The sequence below is a fragment of the Colwellia sp. 5_MG-2023 genome, assembly GCF_030547795.1.
In the GTDB taxonomy this organism is placed as follows: Bacteria; Pseudomonadota; Gammaproteobacteria; order Enterobacterales; family Alteromonadaceae; genus Colwellia.
Genome location: NZ_JAUOPW010000004.1, coordinates 67895 through 92691, shown reverse-complemented (window position 1 = coordinate 92691; position 24797 = coordinate 67895). Strand labels below are relative to the sequence as shown.

The following is a 24797-nucleotide window of genomic DNA, read 5'->3' as shown; positions in this document are numbered from 1 at the left end:
TCATGACAACGACATCAACTATTGCTTATATTGGCTTAGGTAGTAATTTATCTGAGCCAATAGAACAAGTTAAAAATGCAATTAAAGCAATTAGAAAAATAACACAAAGCAGTATTCTTTCGGTTTCTTCTTTATACCTTAGTAAACCGATGGGCCCTCAAGATCAAGATAACTATATTAATGCTGTTTTAAGCCTTGAAACGTCACTATCGCCTATTGAATTATTAGACGCTTTACAAGCTATTGAAAATGAATTTGGCAGAGTACGTAAAGAAAACCGTTGGGGTGCCCGCATTTTAGATCTAGACATCCTGTTATTTGGCAATCAAGTTATCAATTCTGAACGCTTAGTCATACCTCACTATGGTATGACCGAACGTGAATTTGTTTTAATACCATTAGCTGAAATTTCCCCTTTATTACAATTACCTAATGGCCAAAACATATCTTCTCTAAGTCAAAACATTTCTGTCAATTCAATGATAAAACTAAGCGAATACTAGCGGATCATTGCAGTTGAAAAATATTTGTGCGAAAGTAGCGCGATTGAGTCAAGGCTCAGCTTAACTAACAACCCAAACCAATTAACTCAACAGATGAATTGAGAACTATATGGCTAAAATAACCACATCTACCTTGTTAAAAATGAAACAACAAGGCGAAAAAATTTCAACTATCACCGCTTATGATGCAAGTTTTGCTCAGCTTTTCGATCAAGCAGGTATTCACGCTATCTTAATTGGCGATTCATTGGGCATGGTCCTTCAAGGACGAGATGATACTCTGCCTGTCACTATTGACCACATGGTTTACCATACTGAATGTGTTAAACGAGGTGCAGAAAATACACTTATTATTGGTGATATGCCTTTTATGACCTACGCCACCACAGAGCAAGCATTAACCAATGCAACAAAGTTAATGCAAGCTGGCGCTAGTATGGTAAAAATGGAAGGTGGCACTTGGTTAGCCAGCACTATAAAAGCTTTAGTTGAACGTGGTATTCCTGTTTGTGCTCATTTAGGCTTAACACCACAATCTGTCAATGTTTTTGGTGGCTTTAAAGTACAAGGTCGTAGTGATGAACACGCAAAGATAATGATTGAAGACGCTTTGGCGCTTGAAGCCGCGGGTGCACAATTATTAGTACTAGAATGCATCCCTGCCCCACTTGGCAAAGCCATTTCTGCGGCTGTATCAATTCCCACTATTGGTATTGGAGCAGGTAAAGATACCGATGGACAAATATTAGTTATGCATGATGCTTTAGGTATTTCTTGTAGTTATATGCCTAAATTCTCTCGAAATTTCATCAAAGAAACTGGCGATATTAAAAAAGCGATTGAGCTTTATATCAGCGAAGTATCTAATGGAAATTTTCCAGGCGAAGAACATATTTTTAAATAACTAGTCGATATAGACAGGTATCAAAGCGAAAGAATTACAATCCAAATGTTGGCGTAATTCAAAATTTCCATACTGATATTTAAGAGAATACCATGAACACTGTTGAAAATATTAAAGATTTAAGAGAACAAGTCAAAGCGTGGCGCATGCAAGGTTTAACGATAGCATTTGTACCAACAATGGGGAATTTGCATGACGGCCACCTAGCTTTAGTAAAAGCCGCTCATAAACATGCTGACAAAGTCATTGTTAGTATTTTTGTTAATCCTATGCAGTTTGGTTTAAGTGAGGATATTGATAATTATCCTAGAACTTTGGCACAAGATAAAGAAAGCTTACTCAAGGTAAATACTGACTTATTGTTCACACCTACAGCTGATGTTATTTATCCTAAAGGTTTTGGTGAAAATAGCTATGTAGAAGTCCCTAATATCTCAGATTTATATTGTGGTGCCAGCCGTCCAGGACATTTCCGTGGCGTAGCCACCGTTGTTTGTAAGCTGTTTAATTTAGTCCAACCTGATGTTGCCTGTTTTGGCTCTAAAGATTATCAACAACTGCAAGTGATTCAAACAATGGTTGAAGATTTATCTATGCCTGTTGACATTATTCCTGTGGAAATAATTCGTGAGAAGTCTGGTCTAGCAATGAGTTCACGCAATGGTTACCTAACACCAGAAGAGCTCATAATAGCACCGGTATTATACAAAACCTTATTATGGTTAAGCGAAGCATTACAAGCCGGACATCAAGCTAGAGACTATGCCGTATTGCTAATGCAAGCAAGTGAAAAACTTGATAAAGCTGGCTTAAAAACTGACTATATTAATTTATGTCATGCACAAACATTAGCACCAGCCTCACCAAACGATAAAAATATTGTTATTTTAGCTGCGGCCTATTTAGGTAAAGCAAGACTAATTGATAATTTACCGGTTAAACTATCATAAAAAAACTACAATCATTTACAGTAACAAGACAACCGATATCAGCTCATCAATATCAAGCCAGAGATTAGTTGTCTTTTACTAAATCAAATAATTTAGGTAATAATATTTCACTTTCTTGCGCCAATTTACATTGCTCTGCAAGAATATCACGTAAATTGCTTTTTCTTGTTAATGGGTTAGCTAGGACAACACGAAAAACAATCACTTTTTCGCCGCCATAACGAGCGACTTGAATACGCGTTCTTGACACAAAGGAGTGACCATCTTCACGTTGACGTTTTTGAATAAACTGTGTCAGCTCACCTAAAATAACATTAATTTCTTTCTGCTTAGTTTCATCAACTTGAGATAGCAAAAGCTGTACTGATTTAGGTACATAACGATAAGTTAATAAACATAATTCTGGTTTTGTAATCAATTCGAAGTCATCATGCTGATGAATAATCTCGGCAAAATATTCTGCTTTTTCAATGGCCTGATTGATCAACATTTCATAGCCTGGTCGACTAATAATATGTAAGCTTGAATAAACAAGCATCGCCATTCCTGCCCGAGAGCCTTCTAAGGTGTGACTACCTAAATCTTTTGAACCTTTTCGTAAAATATACTCCGCATGATGTTCGATTTCTTCAACAGATGAAGGATCTTTAAATAACACCATCCCTACTCCCATAGGTACATACATTTGCTTATGCGCATCAATCGTAACTGAATCGGCATGTTCAATACCAGCAAGGATATGTCGATGTTTATTCGATAATAAGGTTGCGCCACCCCACGCGGCATCCACATGAAAATAGCATCCGTGTTGTTTAGCAATTGCAGCCATTTCATTTAAAGGATCTACATTACCAGTTTCAGTTGTGCCCGCAATACCAACGATGGCTAGTACTTTAATATTCAGCTTCTGTAGTTCTTCGCATTTTTCTGCTAGTTTTTGACAATTTATTTTATTATTTTCATCAGTTTCAATGGCAATAACGCTATCTTGCCCAATACCGAGTATATCGGCCGACTTTTTCAAAGAATAATGACCACGTTCTGAGACAAGAATAACTAAACCTTGATAGCCATAATGTTGTAGGCCTGCAAATAAGCCTGAACGAGTAATTCCTTTAAAACTACCCTCAGCCTTAAGTAACTTATTACGAGCGACCCAGAGTGCTGTAATATTAGCAACAGTACCACCAGAGCAAAAAGCGCCTAGCGAATGTTCTGCGCTATGCATCCAAGCTTGATAAAAGCTTTCACTTTCTTTGTACACTAAATTGTGCATCATACCGACGACTTGTCGCTCTAACGGCGTGAAGGCTTTAGATGTTTCTACTTTTACTAAGTTCTGATTAAGACCCACCATCAACTTAGATAAAGGTAAAATAAAAGAAGGTAAAGCTGAAGTCATATGACCGATAAAAGTCGGACTAGCAGTATGAACTGATTGTGACACTAACTTATCTAATAAGTGGTGCATATGATCAGAAACGAACTCTGGCTGCTCAGGAATAAGCGGGCAGACAAAATCTTGCTCAATATCCGTTAACGCATTTTTACTCGCCACTATATGGTTATTCAAAAAGCCGAGCAGGTTTTGAGATATTTCTTGCTCAATGCGCCCTAAAGTAGAATCGGGTTTCTCCGCAAGGGTAAAAATCCGATGTAAGGCTGCTGGTGTAGCTTGGGCGGTACGCTTGGGCGTCGTAGTCATACGAGTTCATTCAAAAGTATAGATATTTAAGTGGTGAACTTTAATAAAAAAATGGCTAAATGTCTTCTTTTTTCTGAATAATGCAAAGCAGCAGTAGCGATTACCAGTTAACTAATTAATGTACTCACATAAATTAATCCAACCTGTACCAATATAACTAACATCGTTATTATCATTAAGATTTTATTTTTCATCGCTTTCATCATTACTTCCTTAAAATGCCTTTATATTCATAAGAGCAATCAATTGTTATGCCATAAAAACAAGTAATTGATTTAAAAGGAATTATAAATATTATGATTATCTACTACATAAAATAATAGTGAAAAAAGCCATAAAATAGTTATTTTAATACTTAACGAGTAAAAGATAATTGCCAGCAAATTTGACCACTTGCTTGATATTTAGCTTCAAATGGAGTCAATGGTTGCTCATCTATTTCCAAAGCAGAAATATCTCCAATTAAGTCCACATGATTAGCTGCTTGTTGGAACTCTTCTAAATATAATCGCCAATTACTACGTAAAATAATTTCTTTACCAAGGCTAATCAAGGTTGGAAATACCGCACTACCATGCCAACGGCGTTGCAAATGCTTTGATTTTGGCCAAGGATTAGGATACAAAATATAATGTTTGCTGATAGGCCAATTAGCCGTTTTCACCAAACGATAGAAATCATTTAAATCAGCTCTTACCAACTGAAAGTTCTCTGCTTGATAGCCATTTATAGCATCAAACCCCTTAACATTACGCTCTATACGACTCGATGACTTATCGACGCCAATCACTAATGCATCAGGATTTAATGATGCAAGTAGACGCGTACTTTGTCCAACACCACAACAAGAATCAAGAATCACTTTGCCATCAGGATTACCTTCAATATAAGCTTTAACTCGTTCATTAATATCATCAAAGGCTTTTTGAGTATGAACTTGATACGGTTTTTGAAAAGGATGAGTCAAATGCCTTTGCACCACTTCATCAAGCTTTTCATGTATACCACTTTGATTAGTGGTAATCGCTTTAGAGTCACCAGCAAGCTCATCTATTTTTGTATTTTCTTTCATAATAATAACTATGCTCTTTAACTTCTTAAGCCTATACCTTTATTAATTAACGTCATTGCAATAGCAAATAAAGTAACGATAAAAAAACCGATGACCATAAAAGCGGTACCTATGCTCACATCAGTAACACCTAAAAATCCATATCTAAAAGCATTTACCATATAAACAATGGGGTTAACTTGAGAAACACCTTGCCAAAATTCAGGCAGTAAACTAATGGAATAAAACACACCGCCAAGATATGTCAACGGCGTTAAAATAAAAGTTGGAATAATCGAAATATCATCAAACGTTCTAGCAAAAATAGCATTAATTAAGCCACCTAAAGCAAAGGTTGCCGATGTTAGCGTAACCGTTGCAACAATTACCCACACATTGTGAATTTGTATATCAACAAATAATAATGATACTAAGGTAACAATTAAGCCAACCAAAATGCCACGAGCCATACCGCCGCCAACATATCCAGCAACAATAACCCAATTAGGTACAGGAGCGACTAACATTTCTTCAACATTACGCTGCCATTTAGCACTAAAAAAAGATGATGCTACATTCGAATATGAGTTTGTAATGACACTCATCATAATCAAGCCTGGTACAATAAATGACATATAATCAACGCCGCCCATATCACCTATACGAGATCCTATAAGCGAACCAAAAATAATAAAATAAAGGCTAATGGTGATTGCTGGTGGTACTAAAGTTTGTACCCAAATACGCATAAAGCGTTGAGTTTCTTTATTCAAAATGCTTTTTAAGGCAATAGAGTTGTTCATGTTATTTAGCCTCTTTCTTGGTGCTATTATTCGTAATTAAGTTAACAAATAAAGCTTCTAATCGATTACTCTTATTGCGCATACTTAATACTTCCACATTTTGAGCAGATAATTGCTCAAAAACTGAATTCAACGTTTGTTTTTTCTGTAAATCAATTTCTAACGTACTATCATCAATCCTGCGAGAGCTAATACCGTTAAGGGCAATCTCACTTTTAAAGGGGAGTAAATCTAACACAAAGGTTTCACCATCTAATTGTGCTAACAAGCTTTTCATACTGGTATTTTCAACAATTTTTCCACCATCAATAATCGCGATATTACGGCACAAACTTTCGGCTTCTTCCAAATAATGAGTCGTTAAAATAATCGTAATGCCTTGCTCATTAAGTTGCTGCAAGAAATCCCACATGCCTCGACGAATTTCTATATCTACACCAGCGGTTGGCTCATCTAAGATCAGCATTTGTGGCTCATGCATTAAAGCACGAACAATCATCAATCGTCGTTTCATACCGCCAGATAACTCACGCCCAGCAGAGTTACGTTTATCCCATAATTCTAATTGCTTCAAATATTTTTCAGCACGAACTAAAGCCGTTTTTTTATCAACACCATAATAACCTGCTTGGTTAACTAAAATATTAATAAGTGGCTCAAACTGGTTAAAATTAAATTCTTGCGGTACTAAGCCAATAAATGACTTTGCTTTTTCTAGGTCGGTATCTATATCATACCCATATACTTTTACTTGGCCTTGAGTTTTATTCACCAAAGAAGTGATCACACCTATGGTGGTAGATTTACCAGCACCATTAGGGCCAAGTAGTGCAAAAAAATCGCCTTGTTTAACCGTTAAATCAATCCCTTTTAACGCTTGAAAACCGCCTTTATAGGTTTTTACAAGGGAGCTTATTTGCAAAGCATTAGTTTCTACTGCATTGGTCATGGTAATACCTTAAGGATTAATGATGAAACGTAAATAGATAAAGACACTAAATATGGTGTTAATAATCGTAAATTCAACCGTGGCATAAATCTATTAGAAAATAAAAAATCAATGCTATAATAATATTCACTATTTTCATACATCCTTCTGATGTGACTCCATGACTAACAAAGCTCTATCAATTCGCAAAAAAACTATTTTTGACGGCATATTTACTAAATACTTTTTAAAATATTTATTTAAATTATGGTTTACATTAGCGGGTTGGAAAATATGTAAAGTAGCGCCAGAAGGTGCAGGGGTAGCAATAGCTGCACCGCACACGTCAAATTGGGATTTTGTTTATGCGCTTGGGGCCGCTATATTACAAGATGTAAAAATCTACTTTTCAATAAAAGACAGTTTATGTAAAACACCTATTTTAGGCACCTTATTAATGTGGTTAGGTGCGATGCCAATAAATAGAACGTCACAAGGTCAAGGGCAAGTTGATCAAATAAAAGCATTTATTGATTCTCAAAAAGGCAATAGAGTATTTTTTCTTTTCACACCAGAAGGTACTCGTGGCACGGTAACTAAATGGAAAACAGGTTTTTATCATGTTGCTCAAGGGTGTAATTTACCTATTTTTCTCGCTAAAGTAGATTATCAAACTAAAGAGACGGGTGTTTTTCATACTTTTCAATTAACCGATAATAAAGATGATGATATTCAAGCAATACAAGCATCCTATAAAAGTATCCATGGAAAGTTTATTAAAGATCAGTACCCGCCATATAGCGGGCAACTGCCGCTAATTTCTGAATCTGAAATTGCTATTATTCGAGCATTATACTCACTTAAAGGCGTAGCGACTGAAATGGAAATTAATACTAAGGCCAAATTAACTGAACTTTCAAAAACTATGTTTGCCTTATTGGTAGAAAAAGGATTATTAGAAAAACAATTGGTAAACGATGAAAGCACTTATCAACTGACTTTTGCTGGTAAGGGATATTTTTTACACTTAACACCAAACGTTCACCACTAATAAAGATGAAAATTCAACAAATATCAAAATTATCAACAACGGGCTCTTCTCGTCTTATTTACGGTTGCATGCGTATTGCCGGTGACAACTCAGCTAATGATCGTGCAAAAGGTAAATTAGCTATTCATACCGCCATTGACAATAACTACAATCACTTTGACCATGCCGATATATATGGTGATGGTGAATGCGAAAGTTTATTTGGCGAGGTATTAAAAGAATCGCCAAACTTACGTAATAATATAATAATCACTTCAAAGGCAGGTATTAGACGAAACCCTCAACGTTATGACTTCTCGTCAAACTATCTTACGAACAGTGTAGAAAACTCGTTAAAACGCCTTAATACTGACTATTTAGATCTCTTTCTACTACATCGTCCTGATTATTTGTTTAACGCTCAAGATGTAGCTGAAACGTTTATCCAATTAAAATCTAGCGGTAAAGTAAAGCATTTTGGTGTTAGTAACTTCTCGCCTTCGCAAGTAGCTTTATTACAATCAGCGTTAGATGACCCTTTATTAGTGAATCAAATAGAAATCAATATTCATAATATTAGCAGTTTTTCAGATGGCACCTTAGATCAATGCCAACAATTAGGCATAACACCTATTGCATGGTGCCCTCTTGGAGGTGTTGCTTATCCTGCATGGGGAAATACATTTTCAACTGCTGACGAGCAACGAATCAAAGCTGAATTATCACAACAAGCTTTAAAATATAACTGCCAACCATGGCAACTTATTTTAGCTTGGCTATTAAAACATCCTGCTAGTATTTATCCTATTATAGGCTCCACCACAGCTGAACGTATCATTGTTGCACAAAATTCACAGGAATTAGATTACAGTCATATAGACTGGTATCGTTTACTCGAGGCGAGAAATGGTCAAGCACTTCCCTAACAAAATAATGGCTTAAGATACGCTTATTTAATTACTCCAAATAATTAATTTTATGTTCTTTTCTTTTAGCTTAATATAAAAATACGTTATTATTCTGTTTATACTATGCAGATAAATTGCTGCTCTATCATATATTAAGGAATATTTGTGTTTACCACTCAACTTGCCGACACGACAGAAAAAGTCACTACCGCGCTTAACCCCACTAATTTATTAAAAGATGAAATAAATCAAGTCGCGAATATATACAACATTATTATTGAGTTCTTTACCAATTACAGTTTTCAACTTATTGGCGCACTAATTGTTTTTATTATTGGTTATATCCTTGCGGGTAAAATATCTAAATGGGTATTAAAACTCTGTCTTAAAAATAAATTAGATATAACCCTAAGCCAATTTTTATCTAATACCTCAAAAATGATAATTGTGGTAATGATAACCATTGTAGCCTTAAGTAAACTTGGTATTAGTGTGACGCCATTTGTAGCTGCTATTGGTGCTGTTTCTTTAGGTGCTGGCTTAGCTTTACAAGGTTTACTAGCTAACTACGCGGCTGGCTTTAATATTATTATTATTAGACCTTTTGTGGTCGGTGATACCATAACCGTGCACGGTGTTACAGGGGTCGTTGAAGAAGTACTCTTAGCTTATACTGTATTAAAAAATGAAGATGATGTGATCATTACCGTACCGAATAAACATATTGTTGGCGAAATACTACATAACTCCAAAAATGACTCATTACTTGAATTAAAAGTTGGAATTTCATATGAGCATAACCCTTTAGAAGTTGCAGAATTACTGAAAAAAACCATGATGTCACTTGATATCATTGGCGATAGCAACAAACTACAAGTAGGTATTGATGAATTTTCTGACAGCGCGATTACATTAGGTATTCGTTTATGGACACCAACCATCAACCTTTACGAGTCAAAATATAAAGCTTATGCGAGTATATATTCCGCATTAGATGACGCTAATATCAACATTCCATTCCCGCAACGTGATGTACATATTCATCAAGTTGAATCAAAGTAGCTAACTAGCAACACGAAAATATAAAAAAACCGATATTCTTTAACAAAAATATCGGTTTTTTATTTTAAAATAGTAGACTAAAAAGATTAACAAGGCTTATAAAAAGTTTAACCCTTGTTTCAATATTCCTGCAGCATTACCATAACCGTTACTATCTAAATAACTAGTAACTGTACTGATCATAAGCGGAAGGCTTTCTTTTGGAATACCTAAACTTTCAAAAGCTGAATCTAAATAGCTCGCACTTTGTGCTGTTTTAGACGCTTTACTATCACCTAATAACGAAGTAATCGCTGAGGTTGAAAATGATGGTGCTTGGTCGATATAGCTACTTATATCCGGTATCGCTGTACTTAACTCTGAAAAGTTTTCTGTTGTTAAGTTATCTTGTGCAACTTTAAAAATAGACGCTAAACCACCACTAACCATTGCTTCAGACATACCAAGCTCAGTTGCGGCATAAGTTGTTAACGCATTTTTTGCCATATCTGTAGCAGCATTCTTAGCGATATCAGTTGCTGAATTACTTTCCGATAACTTACTTGTTAACGAATCAGGTAATTTAATAGCTGAAGCAGGCATGGCTAAGCTACTTAGTGCTACAGATAATAAAATGATACTTGCTTTCATAATTAAAAATTCCTTGGATAAACTTGATAATATAGTTAACTTAGATTAACACACTGTTAACCTAAGTTAACAGTAATAATACATTCGTTGCAACAATTATAAAATAGTATAATTTACTTCAACAACTATATGGATATATCAACGAAAACTTCCAAGCATGAGTACATTTTTTATCAGGAACATTACACGCTAATACCAGCAAAAATAGGCATGGTCACGCAAACAATAACATAGTATTCTCATTTGTTAGACACGTTAAAGTTAGCAAAATGTCTTATAATTTCCTGTACTAAACTCAGTAATAAAACTTTTATAGGAAATAAATTTATTAAAATGGGTATTATTCGATAAACATTGAAAAACACTAATGGTAATTAATATATCAACCGTTAACGTTAATCATAGATAATTAGGCAAAAGTAGACATGAATAATAATGATAAAAAAATAGTTAATTTAATTGCCGATATTGGCGGCACTAATATTCGTTTAGCACAAGCTAATGCACAAAGTGAATCTCAATATACAGATATAGAAACGTATCAATGCGCTAAATTTGCGAGTTTAATCGATGTTATTGCACTATATATTAAAAACAAAAATATTGCTGGCACCTGTATAAATGCTTGTTTAGCAATTGCTTGTCCCACAGATAAAGACATTATTTCAATGACAAATTTACCGTGGGAATTTTCACAAAAAGAGCTAATAGCAGCGCTTAACCTAAATAGTTTAACCATGATAAATGACTATACAGCTATTGCCATGGCAATTCCGCTATTAAATGATAATCAAAAAGTTAAAATTGGCGGTGGTGCAACAGTAGCTCAAATGCCTATTGCGGTATGCGGACCTGGTACAGGTTTAGGTGTTGCGCACATAGTACCAATATCCTCAAATGGAAAGAGTCAATGGCATTGTTTCAGCGGTGAAGGTGGTCATGTAGATTTTGCCGCCGTTGATGAACTTGAGATACAAATTTTACAACATTTAAAAAAGAACTTAGCACGAGTTTCTTATGAACAGTTATTATCTGGTTACGGCTTAGAGCAAATTCATCAAGCAATTATTGCAATTAACGGTCAAGATAAGGTGCACCTTTCCGCTGCTGAAATTAGCCAACAAGCAGTATCTGGTAAATGTTCGGTGTGTGAACAAGCATTAACGCAGTTTTGTAAAGTCTTAGGCAGCTTCGCGGGTAACTTAGCCTTAACATTAAATTGCCAAGGAGGAGTATATATTGCAGGGGGGATTGCACCACGTTTTATTGACTTCATTAAAAACAGTGATTTTAGAACTCGTTTTGAAGCAAAAGGACGTTTATCGAATATACCGAAGCAAACACCTACCTATATTATTACTGAACCACAGCCAGGTTTACTTGGTGCTGCAGCATTATTACTTCAAAGATAAAACGTTAATCCTGCCAATCACTACCGAGTATTAGTAAAAATTCTAAGCAAAAAAGTCCAAATAATATTATTTGGACTTTTTCATATTTATATTGTGCTCGTTACTTAAATAACGCAGCTGCAAGCCGAAGCCGATAACTCATTTATATTAGTTAAATTATTTAGCTGTTGCTCGTGATACATATTCTCCTGAACGTGTATCTATTCTTACTTTTTCACCAATTTGTACAAATAAAGGAACACGAACTACTGCACCTGTTGATAACGTTGCTGGTTTTCCGCCAGTGCCTGCAGTATCGCCCTTTAAGCCAGGATCAGTTTCAGTAATGTCTATTTCAACAAAGTTTTGAGGTGTTACTGAAATAGGTGAATTATTCCATAGTGTAATAGTACAAATATCACCTTCAACTAACCATTTAGTTGTATCAGATACAGCTTTTTCATCCGCCGCAATTTGTTCGAATGTCTCGTTATTCATAAAGTGCCAAAATTCACCATCAGCATATAAATAAGCAAGTTCAACATCCATTACATCAGCGCCTTCAACCGACTCACCTGATTTAAATGTTTTCTCTAATACTTTATCTGATACTAGTTTGCGAATTTTTACACGATTGAATGCTTGACCTTTACCCGGCTTAACCAATTCGTTTTCAAGAATATTACATGGTTCGCCATCAAGCATGATTTTAAGTCCAGCTTTAAACTGGTTAGTACTGAAATTAGCCATAAGTGTGCTCTTTAATTAATTGTCCATTACCTTCATACCCAATATACTACACAGCATCTAAGGTAAAGATCATAAGTTGAAATAAGAATTGTCGCAGATAATAACCCAAATTGACCCTAAATTGCATCTTTGTGATGAAAATTCATGGCAAAAAGACCTTCGCCAAGTCATTACTGACCCTGAAAAGCTCTTAACATTGCTTGATATAAATAGTGCTGAGTATTTACAACATTTCAACGCCAAACAATTATTTCCTGTTCGAGTACCTTTGCCTTTTATCAGTCGTATGAAAAAAAGCGATTTTAATGACCCTTTACTCAAGCAAGTTATGCCGTTATCTAATGAGTTTATTATGTCTGATGGCTTTAGCACAGATCCTTTAGAAGAACACGATACGGTTGCTGAAGGCTTACTACATAAGTATAAAAATCGGGTATTGATGATTGTTAGAGCAGGTTGCGCCATTAACTGCCGTTATTGCTTTCGCCGTCATTTTCCCTATCAAGAAAATAGTCCTAACAAACAACGATGGCAGCAAGCATTAATCTATATTGCCGAACACTCAGAAATTTCAGAAGTCATTTTTAGTGGTGGCGATCCTTTAATGGCCAACGATTCTCACTTAACTTGGCTAGTTGAGCAAATTGAAGCCATAACGCATGTAAAACGTCTGCGTATTCATACAAGATTACCTGTCGTTATCCCTAGCCGTATTACTAAGGGTTTAGTCGGTTTATTAATCCGTACCCGCTTAAAAGCAACTATGGTTTTACATATAAACCATGCTAATGAAATAGATGATAATTTTGCACAAGCACTAGAGCCATTGCGTGAAGCTCGCATTCCCTTATTTAATCAAAGTGTATTACTCAATGGTGTCAATGATAAAAGCGATACGCTAATCGCATTAAGTGAAAAAATGTTCGATATTGGTATCATACCTTATTATCTTCACCTTTTTGATCCTGTACAAGGCGCTGCCCACTTTGATGTAACAGAGAAAAAGGCGGTTAAAATAGTTAACGAAATGCTTGCGAGTTTACCCGGCTTTTTAATGCCTAAATTGGTACGTGAAATTGCAGGTCAAACTAACAAAACACCAATAAATCTGACATAATTACTATTAATAACGACTGCTAATAGCAACTTTTGATATTAGCAATTACTCTCGACTAGACAAATAAAGAAAAAATATGACTACTAAAGCGATTGAACAACAATTAATTGAAAATATTTCGTTGATTCTAAAAAGATCATTAACCGCTGATGCAACATTGGCAGACTTGCGTGAACATAAAAAAGCAGGGTTTGAAGCTATTTTTAAAAAAGATGCTGGTTTCACATGCTCAGCTGATACTTTTCAACCTTATGTCGAAGAGATAGCTGATGATTTATTACAATGGCAAGCAAACAAAGAGAATTCGAAATTACTCATTCCTTTAGTTAAAAAAATTGAACAATTATTCACTGTATTGGCTGGCTTTGAAAAAACTCATAGCGCTTAATAAGCCGTATTTCGGCTAACGAATAAGGTAATAAGATAAGGCATATCCAGACGTCATTAGGTATAAAAATAAAACACTCGCAAGATAAATAGGCTTAAAACCTACACCTTTAAATTTATTTAAGCGTGTCTCTATACCTAATGCTGTCATGGCCATTGTTAGGGCAAAATTATCCAGCTGATTGATATTATCCACCCAAGTTATTGGTAAAATATTCAGTGAATTAAAGCCAACCATGGCAATAAAGCCTACAGCAAACCAAGGGATCGTAACTCCCCCTTTCTGCTGCCAGTTATCGTTAATAACATATTGTGCTTTATTACCTTGCTTAGCTAAACTTGCCAGCCAAACACCTAATACTAGTAAGAATGGGGCTAGCAGCATAACGCGTAACATTTTTACAATAACAGCTGTGTTAGCAATATCATCACTCATTGAAGCACCGGCACCAACCACATGAGCTACTTCATGTAATGTAGCTCCAACGTAAGCTCCCATCGCTTGTTCTGTTAACCTTAAACTTAGCCCTAAAAAGTCCTGTTGATACAAGATCGGATAAATAAACATAGCAATAGTGCCAAAAATCACTACCGTTACCACTGCAATACTGGTTTTATAAGCCTCTGCTTTAATTACTGGCTCAGTTGCCAATACAGCTGCGGCACCACAGATTGAACTACCAGCACTAATTAAAATACTGGTATCGCGATCTAACTTTAATATTTTTGTGCCAAACCAATAGCCAAAAATAAAAGTACTTATTACAATAAAAATACTCAATAAAACGCCTGCAAAACCAACTTGTACAATATCTTGAAAAACTAAACGAAAACCATAAAAAACAATACCGGCACGTAATAAGGTTTTAGTCGAAAAGACAAGTCCTCCGTGCCAAGTATTAGGAAACTTGTCACGTAAGCTATTACCGTAAAATATACCAACCAAAATGCCTATAATTAACGGGCTAATAGCTAACTCTTTAAAAAAGGAGAGTTCGGCTAAATAAGTCGCTGCTATTGCTAATAGCGCGACAAACAAAATTCCATTAAGTGTATTTACTCGATTATCTTTGGAAAACGGCATTGCATTCTCTCTCATCATTCATGTTAAGCATAATATATAGGGAGAACTTAAATAAAAAAAACAGATGTTTTTAATGTATTATATTAAAAATATTAATATATGATGACCTAGTAAATTGTGAAATAGCAGATGAATATAACATTAAAACAATTAACCGTATTTACCACCACCGCAAGGCTGAGTGGTATAACAAAAGCTGCGCAAGAGTTATCTATGACACAGTCTGCTGCTAGCCAATCATTAAAAGAATTAGAAAATATATTAGGCTACCCGTTATTTACTCGCCATGGCCGTAAGCTAGTGATTAACGCACATGGGCAAATGCTATTAAGTAAAGCAACACAGATGTTAGTATTGCAAGAACAAATTCAGCAACCCACTACAACCGAGTTACAAGGAGAATTAAAAGTAGCTGCCAGTGTTACTATTGGTTCATATGTTATGCCACAACTGCTAGCCGAGTTTATAGCAATACATCCTCAAGTAGAGCCAAAACTCTTCATAAGCAATTCAGAGCAAGTCACCGAGAAATTATTAGCTGGACAAGCCCATATAGGTTTAATTGAGGCACCACTTTCACATAAATCATTAAATTTATCAGCTTGGCGTAATGATCAACTCGTTGTTTTCTGTGCCAAAGATAATGTGTTGGCCAAACAAAAAAAATTAACATTAACAGAAATGTCACAACAACGTTGGATACTACGAGAACACGGTTCAGGCACACGTGCAGTGTTTATTAATGCTATGCAACAACTAGGCGGTACAATTAACCACAGCATGGACTTAGCGAGACAAGAGGCTATTAAGCAAACCGTTAAAGCGAATTTAGGTTTAGGAGTATTATCATTATTGTCGATACAAGAAGAACTAACACTTGGAATATTTAAGAGGCTAGAAACGCCCCTTAATTTAAATCGTCAATTATCCATTATAGAATCAGAGCATTACTGCCATGACCCTCTTGTAAGCGCCTTTCATACTTTTCTTCAAACGAAGATAATTAGTTGACTTGCATAGTAATATGGTTGTCAAAGGTTTCCAAAAACCACTCATCAAGCATGTTCTTCTCATAACCTAATGACTCATTTCTATATCTTAAACGACTTCCCATCAAAAAACTCATATCTTTGAGAATCACTTCAGCAGACTCAATTACATTACCATCGGTACTCACTAATTGATAAGAAAAATTAATTCTAGGGAAATAAATATCTTTAACAATTCTAATTTGATCTATGCCTCCAGCCATTGTATCGCCGGCTAAGTCAACATCAGTGACATCAATTTTTAAAACTTGCCCTTCTGGAAGTTTCTCAGCAAGTTTAGCAATGTGTTTTTCTAAATTATAAAAGGTACTTTCACGAAAATGTTTTCGACTACCATTACTTGGTCGAATATCACGATATTTTTCATAATTGGTCCAAGTCACCTCTGATGTCGCCGCATAAGCAAAACCAGAAGATGATAGTGTAATAAACAAACTAAATAATATTGTGGTTAATATTTTCATCACTCTATCCTATTGTTACTGGGTATAGGCTATTAAAGCATATTTGCCGCTACAACATTGTAAAAAGATGTAACAACATAACAAGCAAAACAACACTATCAATAAAATATTTGTGTGTGCTTTAAGGCTAGTAGTATACAAGTCAAATTAACGAAATATTAATAAGTCACTGTGCCACGAATTGGATATCCTTCTTGGTTACGAACAAAAGTTAAACCTCTTACCACAACATCTAATTCTGGACGTAGAAATGGTGTGTTAGAAATATTTACTGCTTGAGTTATGCCTTCATCATTAACAATAAACAGTCCGGGTTCAGCAAAGTTATGATCAGTTTCTTGCTCTGAGCGCGGAGCTGAAATATAAAGCCCTAATTGCTGCATTTGCTGCTCAGTTAAACCGTAAGCAATTGGATAAGTTATTGATAATTGCTCCATAGTGCCTGCAAGCTGAGCTTTTGAATCAGCTGAAATAGCTGATATGCTCACCCCTATGGCCTTTAATGCTTCTTGATGTTCTTCTAATAAATTTAAGTATCGAACACATAGTGGACAATGCTTACCTCTATATACAATAATCATCTGCCAATCAGCACCGCTATGTGCTTTGCTCATGTCGACAATAGTACCGTTAAGCAATGTTGCTTCAATAGTAGGGAAAATATTACCAGCTGTTATTTTTACTGAATTTGTCATAATCATCTCTTCATTTATGAATTTTACTGTTATTACTAAGTGAGGTAAGTCTAATACATGCAACATTTAGCCTATTCATGCTAACAACTAACAAAACTTAAACATCAATGCGTTATTTTTTTGCTAATGAGTTAAACGTAGCACTAATAGCAATAAATATAACACTAACTATCACAACACCAGGCCATTGATAAAGCGAAAATGCTTTAACGCCCGCAATAGAGCCAAGCGCGCCACCAAGATAATAACCTAACATATAAATACCATTAATTCGGCTTTGTGCACTTGGGTCGATACTAAATACACGCACTTGGTTGGCGACTTGAGCACTAAAAATGGCAAAATCGATTAAAACAATACCGATAATTAAAGCAATTAAATTTCCTGTAAAGACACCCGTGATAGCAAAACCTATTGCCGCAAGTATCAGCACCATCATGATTAATTTTTTAGAGCCTAAGATATTAACCCATTTACCTGATGATTTTGCACCGATAACACCCGCTAATGCAATAACACCAAATAAGCCAGCTTCTTGTGCGTTGTAATTAAAGGGCATATCACTTACATAAATCGCTAGTGTTGCCCAAAGTACATTAAAAGCAGCGAACCAGAAAGCGCCGGATAAAGTATAAATTTGTAATAGCTTATGCTGAACAAATAAACTGACGGTGCTTTTAATAAGTGCTAAATAAGGTAAATTACTTTGCGGTTTATTGCTTGGTAAAAATAGCTGTAACAAAATACCAAATATTGCAGCTAAAACTGCTGACATAATAAAGACACTACGCCAGCCAAACTGCTCACCAACAAAGCCACTTATCGTTCTTGAAAGTAGAATGCCAAGCGTTAATCCCATCATTAGCGTGCCCAAGGTCACGCCTTTATTATTGGTTGATACCATAGAAGCTGCGAATGGTATTAACTGCTGAGTAATATTGGCACTAACACCAATAAGAAAAACTGCACTCAATAATATAGGTAAACTTGGTGCAATTACCGCAACTGCACAAGCAACAACTAAAATGCACGACAAAATACTGATTAAACGCCGACGGGCAATAGAGTCACCTAACGGGGAAATAAATAGTAACGCAAAAGCATAACCAAATTGGGTAAATGCAGGAATGCTGCCTAATTGTGAATAAGTTAATTTATACTCATCAGCAATAAGCGGTAAAATCGGCTGGCTGTAGTACAGATTTGCCGCTGTTGCAGCAATAGCAGTAGTCATCAATAATAATATAAACCGGCTCAACGACTGATTTTCTTCAGGATTCGTCATGTTTTTCTTGCGTAGGTAAATAAATAATTTATGGATAGATAATAGGCCTTATTAAGAGATAACAAAAATGATAGTATTTTATTGAATCTATATAAAAACTGTATAGACAAAGTTTTAATGCCCACGGCAGAAATATAAGGCGAAACTACAAATTGAATCAGCTATGGAATTAAAAATACTAAAAAGCTTTATTGCCGTCGCTAAGCACAAAAGCTTCTCAGACGCCGCTCGCGAGTTAAATACAGTTCAGCCCGCTATTAGTCGTCATATTTCTGCCTTAGAAGCTCAGCTTGGAGTAACTTTATTTAATCGTAACTCCCGAGATGTAGCAATTACTGTAGCCGGTGAACAGTTACTAAAGGATGCTACGGCCATTTTATCCTTAACTGAGCAAGCGACAGCACAAGTAAAACTTGCACACAATGGTCAAGTAGGCTCGCTGAATATTGCCTATTTAGGCTCTGCATGTTTATCCTTCATGGCGACCTTAGTGCGGGCTTATCGCTCTCAATTTCCATATGTACATGTCACCTTATTTGAAATGACCGCAACTGAACAAATTGAGGCCTTAAAAAATGAAAAAATAGATATTGCATTTTCAAGGCCTCTACCTAGTTCAATTAATGACGAATTTATTAGCCACTGTATTTACATTGATAAATTGATTGCTATCGTTAATCAAAACCATGCCTTGGCAAATAATAAAAGTATCAATTTAGCGCAGTTAAAAGACGAACAATTTATACTTTTTAATCGTGATGAAGCACTTGGATTATTTGATGAAACAATAATACATTGTAAAGAAGCAGGGTTCTCACCTAACATAATCAGCCAACCAAGGCACATGCAAACCTTAGTAACTGAAGTAGCTGCAGGGTTAGGTGTTGCGATTGCCCCATACTGTATTCGTAAGTTATACAGTGAAGGCTGTAGTTTTATTGAGTTAAATAATGTAAATACGCAAATTCCACTGCACATTCAGTATAAAAAAATCGATAATAACGCAACAGTAAATGCTTTCATACAGATAGTGCTAGCCGCCAAAAAGGAAATAAAACACAATATGACTAGATAACCTTAGACACAAGGATATGTTTTTTAAATAAACAAGACTGTTCCCTCCAGAATATTATTTAGTATCAAGAATATATATTATTTTTCTATTAATAATATAAGTATTTACACATCGATAATGAGCATTGATTTAACAAATAACGAGAAAAAAACACTAAACTTTATTAAAGCTAACTATGATTATGAATAGCGAAAAGGTACTATAGCGCCTTTTTTTAATGCTGTTCATGCAGCATCGTAATTTTTGTTAAATTTATAGTTTTTGGAGTTCTTTTTTATGCCATTTCAGGTAGGTCAGCGTTGGATAAGTGACAGTGAGTCAGATCAAGGGTTAGGGACAGTTACAAATATAGAGCACAGGTTCGTTACAATCGTCTTTACTGCCACTGGTGAATCACGTCAATATGCCAAAGCGAATGCTCCTTTAACACGTGTTATTTTTAATCAGGGTGACATAATTCCAAGCCACGAAGGCTGGACATTAAAAGTAACATCAAGCTCTGAAGAACACGGTATTATTACTTACCACGGCATAAAACAAGGTAATGATCTAAACGAAGAAATTTCGTTAAAAGAAGTGATGATAGATCACTTTATAAAATTTAATAAACCGCACGACCGCTTACTTAACAGCCAAGTTGATAGACTCGACTGGTTTCGCTTGCGTAAAGACTGTTTACGCCATCAGTATGAGCAACAACAATCTGAATTAATGGGCCTAACTGGTGCCCGCGTTAGCCTTATTCCTCATCAACTTTATATTGCTGACGAAGTGGGTAATCGCTTTGCTCCTCGTGTTTTACTTGCCGATGAAGTAGGTTTAGGTAAAACCATCGAAGCAGGTTTGATAATACATCAACAGCTTGTTAGTGGGCGCGCAAAACGTATTTTGATTATAGTCCCTGAGTCACTAATGCATCAATGGTTAGTAGAAATGCTACGTCGCTTCAATTTAAGCTTCAGTATTTTTGATGAAGATCGTTGTGATGAAGTCGCAGGTGAAGATAATGTAAACCCATTTAGCAGTGAACAATTAGTGTTAGTTAATTTAGGTTTTGTCACTAAAAATCCTAAATGGTACGAAGAACTAATTAGTGAAGACTGGGATTTAATGGTGGTAGATGAAGCCCATCATTTAAATTATCACAAAGAAAATCCAAGTATTGAATATCAATGCATTGAACAATTAGCACGAGTAATTCCAGGTGTATTATTACTTACCGCAACCCCCGATCAATTAGGCCATGAAAGTCATTTTGCTCGCTTACGGTTACTTGATCCTGATAGGTTTTTTGATTACGACAAGTTTATAGAAGAAGAGTCTCGTTATAGCGAAATAGCAGACGCAGCCAATGCTTTAGTTGAAGGCGAAAAACTTTCGTCTGATCAAGAAAAGACCTTATCAGCATTACTAAAAGAATCAAATATTAGTCAACAGCTAACGCAGCTAAACGATAGCAATGCTGATGTCCAACAAAAAGTTCGTAAGCAATTACTATCTCAATTACTTGATAGGCACGGCACCGGTCGTATTTTATTTAGAAACTCGCGTAATACAATTAAAGGTTTCCCTGCGCGTGAAGCACACCCAGCACCGTTAATTATGCCTGAGCAATATCAAGAGTCATTGAATGAATTTATGCTAAGCGGTTGCCCTGAAACATTGGCTAACTCAAAACAAGCTAAGTTCGTTTTCACACCTGAAATGCTATACAGCTTAGATCATCAAAACGAAGTATGGACCGACTTTGATCCACGTGTTGATTATTTAATTGATTTACTACAATCATTAAAAAAAGAAAAGGTATTAGTGATTTGTGCACATGCACAAACAGCGATTGACCTAGAAGCCGCTCTTCGTATTAAAGAAGGTATTCGCTCAGCAGTATTTCATGAAGGTCTATCGATATTTGAACGCGACAAAGCTGCCGCATATTTTGCCCAAGATGAAGACAGTGCACAATTATTGCTTTGCTCAGAAATAGGCAGCGAAGGACGCAATTTTCAATTTGCGCATCACTTAGTATTATTTGATTTACCAAGTAATCCTGACTTATTAGAACAACGTATTGGTCGCCTTGACCGCATAGGGCAAACCGAAATTATTCGTTTGCATATTCCTTATTTTCAAGACTCGGCACAACACTTATTACTTGACTGGTATCAGCAAGGAATGCAAGCCTTTGAACATACCTGTATTACTGGCCGCGTAGTTTATGAAACATATGGTGAACAGTTATTGGCTTTAGCATTAAGTGACCAACAAGTTTCTAGTCAAGCCGAGCTACTCGTTAGTGATAGTTGGAAAAAGCACTGCCAGTTAAAAGCAGAATTAGAGTCTGGCCGTGATAAGTTACTCGAATTAAACTCATCAGGCCAAGGCCGTGCTTATGAGTTAGTTGAAAAAATAGAGAAGAATGACAAACAAATTCATTTACCGCAATTTATGTTTCAAGCGTTAGACGTGTTTGGTGTGCAGCAAGATGATAAAGCAGACAATTCAATCGCATTAAATCAAAGCGAACACATGCTTAATAGTAATTTTCCATGCTTACCAGAAGACGGAACGACTGTTACTTTTGATCGTAATACCGCCTTAATTAACGAAAACTACCAATTACTAACTTGGGATCATCCAATGGTTAGAGGTGTACTAGATTTAGTACTTAGCGACGAAATTGGTAATGCAAGTATAGGGCTATTAAAAAATGAAGCCTTACCTGTAGGTACTTTCTTTTTAGAATGTTTATTCACTGTCGAAGCAACGGCACCAGCGCACTTACAATTAGGCCGTTATTTACCAACCACACCGATTCGAATTTTAGTCGATAAAACAGGTAATAATCTTGCTGATAAAGTAAGTGAATCTGTTTTAGATAACCAATTAGCACCAGTTAAAAAACAAATAGCTTTACAATTAATTAAAGCGTTAAAATCTCAAATTGGACCGCTAGTCACTAAAGCTGAAAGTCATGGTAAGCAACAAATTAAAGCTATTCAAACAAAGGCATTAGAAAATATGCAAACTAAGCTTGAACAAGAGCAGCAAAGATTAACGGCATTAAAAGCGGTTAACCCAAGTGTTCGACAAGCCGAAATTGACTTTATTGCTCACCAACAAAGTCAATTAACGCATTATATTGATAAAGCCCAGCTCACTTTTGAAGCCGTACGTATGATAGTAGTGACCCATTAATGGCTGCTAATCCAGACTTTATTTATACACCACCAATGACACCTTATCTTGATATTATTTTTCAGGATGAGGACATTGTTGTACTAAATAAAAGTAGCGGACTATTAAGTGTTCCAGGGCGCTTACCTGAACATCAAGATTGCTTACAAAATAGAGTGCAACGCGTACTACCCACAGCAACTGTGGTGCACCGTTTAGATATGGCAACTTCTGGTATTATGATTATGGCGCTAAATAAACCTGCCCATGTTTCTATTAGTCGACAGTTTGAACAACGAAAAACTAAAAAAAGCTATATTGCTCGTGTCTATGGTCAGGTAAAAGATCAAGCAGGTAGTGTAGATTTACCATTAATATGTGATTGGCCAAATAGGCCAAAGCAAAAAGTGGATCATGAAAATGGCAAACAATCATTAACGCACTATCAAGTACTAAGCTACAACGACTTAAGTTCTGGTGAAGAAAGTAGTTTAGTTGAATTAACGCCTGTTACAGGGCGTTCTCATCAATTAAGAGTGCATATGCTAGCGTTAGGGCACCCTATTTTAGGTGATAGATTGTATGCGCATAAGCAAGCTTTAGCCGCGAGTTCACGGTTAACATTACATGCAAGAAACTTAAGCTTAGCGCATCCTGTAACAGGAGAATTACTCAATTTTGTTGCCCCTTGTCCATTTACTTAATACATTGAGTTAATACTTTTAACTTATAGGCCGATATATATTTATTGATCATTAGGTAAACTAACTTTTAAACTAATATTTCAATCATTATTCGATACGGCTTAAAATTAAGGAACACTGTGCGAGCATCATTAACGTTACCCAAGCTAATTATATTTTTTTTATTACTACCCTGGTTAAATATTAATGCTGTCGCACAGCAAGACGCTGCAACTGCAACAAATGATAATGCCAAACAAATGTCAGAGGATATAGCAGCGAAAGAAGCAAATGCAGATGCCACTGCAGCAAAAGATACTCAGGCGCCAGCGCCTGAAATTATTCCCATACCACCACCAATTTCTATTGCACAACAATACAAAGACGATCTAACACACTATTTACCTAACAAAAATGTAAAGCCATTATTAGCTGGTGCTGACGATTACATTACTTTAATAACTGAAAACACCACTGTAAATGATAAAGGTGTTGCAATTTTATTACCTGATTGGCAGCAAGGTGCGACTAACCCCAAAGCTATCAATTTTTTACGAAACCAATTACCTCAACATGGCTGGACTACCATTAGTATTCAGCCAATGGACAAACCCAAAAGCTATCCTTCTAGCGCGATAAGAATTGATACTCAACAAGAAGAAAATCAACGCATTATTGATGACTATAAAATAAAACTCGCCATAATGCTCAATGCTGTGCTCGACAAAGCAAAAAATTACCCTGGCATTCTCATGATTATAGCTCAAGGTAATAATGGTGCACTACTGGTAGATCTGTTGAGTCAAAAAAATGGGCAGCCCAGTATAAGCCAAGCACCTAACGCACTTATATTATTAAGTAGTTATATGTTAACAAACCAGCCATTAATTGATGAGGCTAACACTCGTTTTGCAAAAAGGTTAGCGGCTAGTGAATACCCTGTTCTAGACTTATACCTAAAAAAAGATAATCACATTGCGCTATATAAAGCTAAAGAACGTTTGTTATTGTCTAAGCAAGAGATGAAAGCCTACTATCGTCAGCGCCAATTAAACAATAGTGCCATGGGATATTACCCTGAAACAGAGCTACTTACTCAAGTGAATAGTTGGTTAAGATCCATTGGATGGTAGGGTTAACTAAAGAATACTCTCCTTCAAACGACCAAC

At 35.8% G+C, this 24797-nt stretch carries 24 protein-coding genes; 14 read left to right on the top strand and 10 right to left on the bottom strand.

The features are described from left to right. The first annotated feature begins 2 nt into the window (after positions 1-2). From folK to panC, 3 genes are all read left to right on the top strand, one after another. Complete coding sequence (gene folK / locus Q4496_RS05055) at positions 3-503, top strand: 2-amino-4-hydroxy-6-hydroxymethyldihydropteridine diphosphokinase (RefSeq protein ID WP_215973145.1); 501 nt, start codon at positions 3-5, stop codon at positions 501-503. 109 nt (positions 504-612) lie between these two features. Continuing rightward, positions 613-1407, top strand: coding sequence for a 3-methyl-2-oxobutanoate hydroxymethyltransferase (panB, locus tag Q4496_RS05050; RefSeq protein WP_215973144.1), 795 nt, complete (start codon positions 613-615; stop codon positions 1405-1407). Positions 1408-1499: 92 nt separating this feature from the next. Beyond that, positions 1500-2357, top strand: coding sequence for a pantoate--beta-alanine ligase (panC, locus tag Q4496_RS05045; RefSeq protein WP_215973143.1), 858 nt, complete (start codon positions 1500-1502; stop codon positions 2355-2357). Positions 2358-2421: 64 nt separating this feature from the next. On the opposite strand, the gene panP is transcribed toward panC, so the two are convergent. From panP to Q4496_RS05025, 4 genes are all read right to left on the bottom strand, one after another. Beyond that, the gene (panP, locus tag Q4496_RS05040) at positions 2422-4062 is read right to left on the bottom strand and encodes a pyridoxal-dependent aspartate 1-decarboxylase PanP (protein ID WP_215973142.1); all 1641 of its coding nucleotides are present in this window, start codon (positions 4060-4062) and stop codon (positions 2422-2424) included. Positions 4063-4417: 355 nt separating this feature from the next. Beyond that, positions 4418-5134, bottom strand: coding sequence for a tRNA (guanosine(46)-N(7))-methyltransferase TrmB (locus tag Q4496_RS05035; RefSeq protein WP_303610018.1), 717 nt, complete (start codon positions 5132-5134; stop codon positions 4418-4420). A gap of 17 nt (positions 5135-5151) precedes the next feature. Further along, positions 5152-5916, bottom strand: coding sequence for an ABC transporter permease (locus Q4496_RS05030; protein ID WP_215973140.1), 765 nt, complete (start codon positions 5914-5916; stop codon positions 5152-5154). Between the two features lies 1 nt (position 5917). Next, a complete protein-coding gene (locus tag Q4496_RS05025; RefSeq protein ID WP_215973139.1) occupies positions 5918-6865 on the bottom strand; it encodes an ABC transporter ATP-binding protein in 948 nt (315 codons plus the stop codon). Positions 6866-7025: 160 nt separating this feature from the next. Between Q4496_RS05025 and Q4496_RS05020 the strand changes: the two genes are divergently transcribed. From Q4496_RS05020 to Q4496_RS05010, 3 genes are all read left to right on the top strand, one after another. Continuing rightward, entirely contained in the window at positions 7026-7895 is an 870-nt protein-coding gene (locus tag Q4496_RS05020; RefSeq protein ID WP_215973138.1) for a 1-acyl-sn-glycerol-3-phosphate acyltransferase, read from the top strand. A 5-nt stretch (positions 7896-7900) separates the two neighbouring features. Beyond that, positions 7901-8800 (top strand): aldo/keto reductase family oxidoreductase, encoded by a 900-nt coding sequence (locus Q4496_RS05015; RefSeq protein ID WP_303610017.1) that lies wholly within the window; start codon positions 7901-7903, stop codon positions 8798-8800. Between the two features lie 147 nt (positions 8801-8947). Next, on the top strand, positions 8948-9844 hold the full coding sequence (locus tag Q4496_RS05010) for a mechanosensitive ion channel family protein (RefSeq protein ID WP_303495262.1): 897 nt from the start codon (positions 8948-8950) through the stop codon (positions 9842-9844). Positions 9845-9940: 96 nt separating this feature from the next. Here the strand turns inward: Q4496_RS05010 and Q4496_RS05005 are convergent, their stop codons facing one another. Next, entirely contained in the window at positions 9941-10474 is a 534-nt protein-coding gene (locus Q4496_RS05005) for a DUF2780 domain-containing protein (RefSeq protein WP_215973136.1), read from the bottom strand. A 425-nt stretch (positions 10475-10899) separates the two neighbouring features. On the opposite strand from Q4496_RS05005, the gene Q4496_RS05000 reads away from it, so the two are divergent. Next, positions 10900-11886: a glucokinase gene (locus Q4496_RS05000; RefSeq protein ID WP_215973135.1), complete on the top strand. Its 987-nt coding sequence runs from the start codon at positions 10900-10902 to the stop codon at positions 11884-11886. 156 nt (positions 11887-12042) lie between these two features. Here Q4496_RS05000 and efp read toward each other — a convergent pair whose 3' ends face one another. Beyond that, positions 12043-12615: an elongation factor P gene (gene efp / locus Q4496_RS04995; protein WP_215973134.1), complete on the bottom strand. Its 573-nt coding sequence runs from the start codon at positions 12613-12615 to the stop codon at positions 12043-12045. Positions 12616-12703: 88 nt separating this feature from the next. Here efp and epmB point away from each other — a divergent pair, with 88 nt between their 5' ends. Together epmB and Q4496_RS04985 are read left to right on the top strand one after the other, a co-directional pair. Continuing rightward, positions 12704-13732: an EF-P beta-lysylation protein EpmB gene (gene epmB, locus Q4496_RS04990; protein WP_303610016.1), complete on the top strand. Its 1029-nt coding sequence runs from the start codon at positions 12704-12706 to the stop codon at positions 13730-13732. Between the two features lie 76 nt (positions 13733-13808). Then, a complete protein-coding gene (locus Q4496_RS04985; RefSeq protein ID WP_215973132.1) occupies positions 13809-14120 on the top strand; it encodes a hypothetical protein in 312 nt (103 codons plus the stop codon). Positions 14121-14135: 15 nt separating this feature from the next. Here the strand turns inward: Q4496_RS04985 and Q4496_RS04980 are convergent, their stop codons facing one another. Then, positions 14136-15203 carry a YeiH family protein gene (locus Q4496_RS04980; RefSeq protein WP_303610015.1) on the bottom strand — a complete coding sequence of 356 codons (1068 nt, stop codon included), beginning with the start codon at positions 15201-15203 and terminating at the stop codon, positions 14136-14138. Between the two features lie 129 nt (positions 15204-15332). Between Q4496_RS04980 and Q4496_RS04975 the strand changes: the two genes are divergently transcribed. Beyond that, the gene (locus tag Q4496_RS04975; RefSeq protein ID WP_215973130.1) at positions 15333-16214 is read left to right on the top strand and encodes a LysR substrate-binding domain-containing protein; all 882 of its coding nucleotides are present in this window, start codon (positions 15333-15335) and stop codon (positions 16212-16214) included. Here the strand turns inward: Q4496_RS04975 and Q4496_RS04970 are convergent. From Q4496_RS04970 to Q4496_RS04960, 3 genes are all read right to left on the bottom strand, one after another. Further along, positions 16207-16716, bottom strand: a complete 510-nt coding sequence (locus Q4496_RS04970) for a DUF3016 domain-containing protein (protein ID WP_303601264.1) — start codon at positions 16714-16716, stop codon at positions 16207-16209. The two genes, Q4496_RS04975 and Q4496_RS04970, sit on opposite strands and share 8 nt — an antisense overlap. A gap of 158 nt (positions 16717-16874) precedes the next feature. Beyond that, complete coding sequence (locus Q4496_RS04965; RefSeq protein ID WP_215973128.1) at positions 16875-17411, bottom strand: redoxin domain-containing protein; 537 nt, start codon at positions 17409-17411, stop codon at positions 16875-16877. 112 nt (positions 17412-17523) lie between these two features. Beyond that, positions 17524-18696 carry an MFS transporter gene (locus tag Q4496_RS04960; protein ID WP_303610014.1) on the bottom strand — a complete coding sequence of 391 codons (1173 nt, stop codon included), beginning with the start codon at positions 18694-18696 and terminating at the stop codon, positions 17524-17526. A 163-nt stretch (positions 18697-18859) separates the two neighbouring features. Here Q4496_RS04960 and Q4496_RS04955 point away from each other — a divergent pair, with 163 nt between their 5' ends. The 4 genes from Q4496_RS04955 to Q4496_RS04940 all read left to right on the top strand — a co-directional run bounded on the left by Q4496_RS04955 (position 18860) and on the right by Q4496_RS04940 (position 24761). Beyond that, a complete protein-coding gene (locus Q4496_RS04955; protein ID WP_303601262.1) occupies positions 18860-19771 on the top strand; it encodes a LysR family transcriptional regulator in 912 nt (303 codons plus the stop codon). A 276-nt stretch (positions 19772-20047) separates the two neighbouring features. Beyond that, a complete protein-coding gene (rapA, locus tag Q4496_RS04950) occupies positions 20048-22966 on the top strand; it encodes an RNA polymerase-associated protein RapA (RefSeq protein WP_215973125.1) in 2919 nt (972 codons plus the stop codon). Then, positions 22966-23649 (top strand): bifunctional tRNA pseudouridine(32) synthase/23S rRNA pseudouridine(746) synthase RluA, encoded by a 684-nt coding sequence (gene rluA / locus Q4496_RS04945; RefSeq protein ID WP_215973124.1) that lies wholly within the window; start codon positions 22966-22968, stop codon positions 23647-23649. Before rapA ends, rluA begins: the two co-directional genes overlap by 1 nt. Positions 23650-23768: 119 nt before the next feature. Then, positions 23769-24761, top strand: coding sequence for a DUF3530 family protein (locus tag Q4496_RS04940; protein WP_303495263.1), 993 nt, complete (start codon positions 23769-23771; stop codon positions 24759-24761). Positions 24762-24797 lie beyond the last annotated feature (36 nt).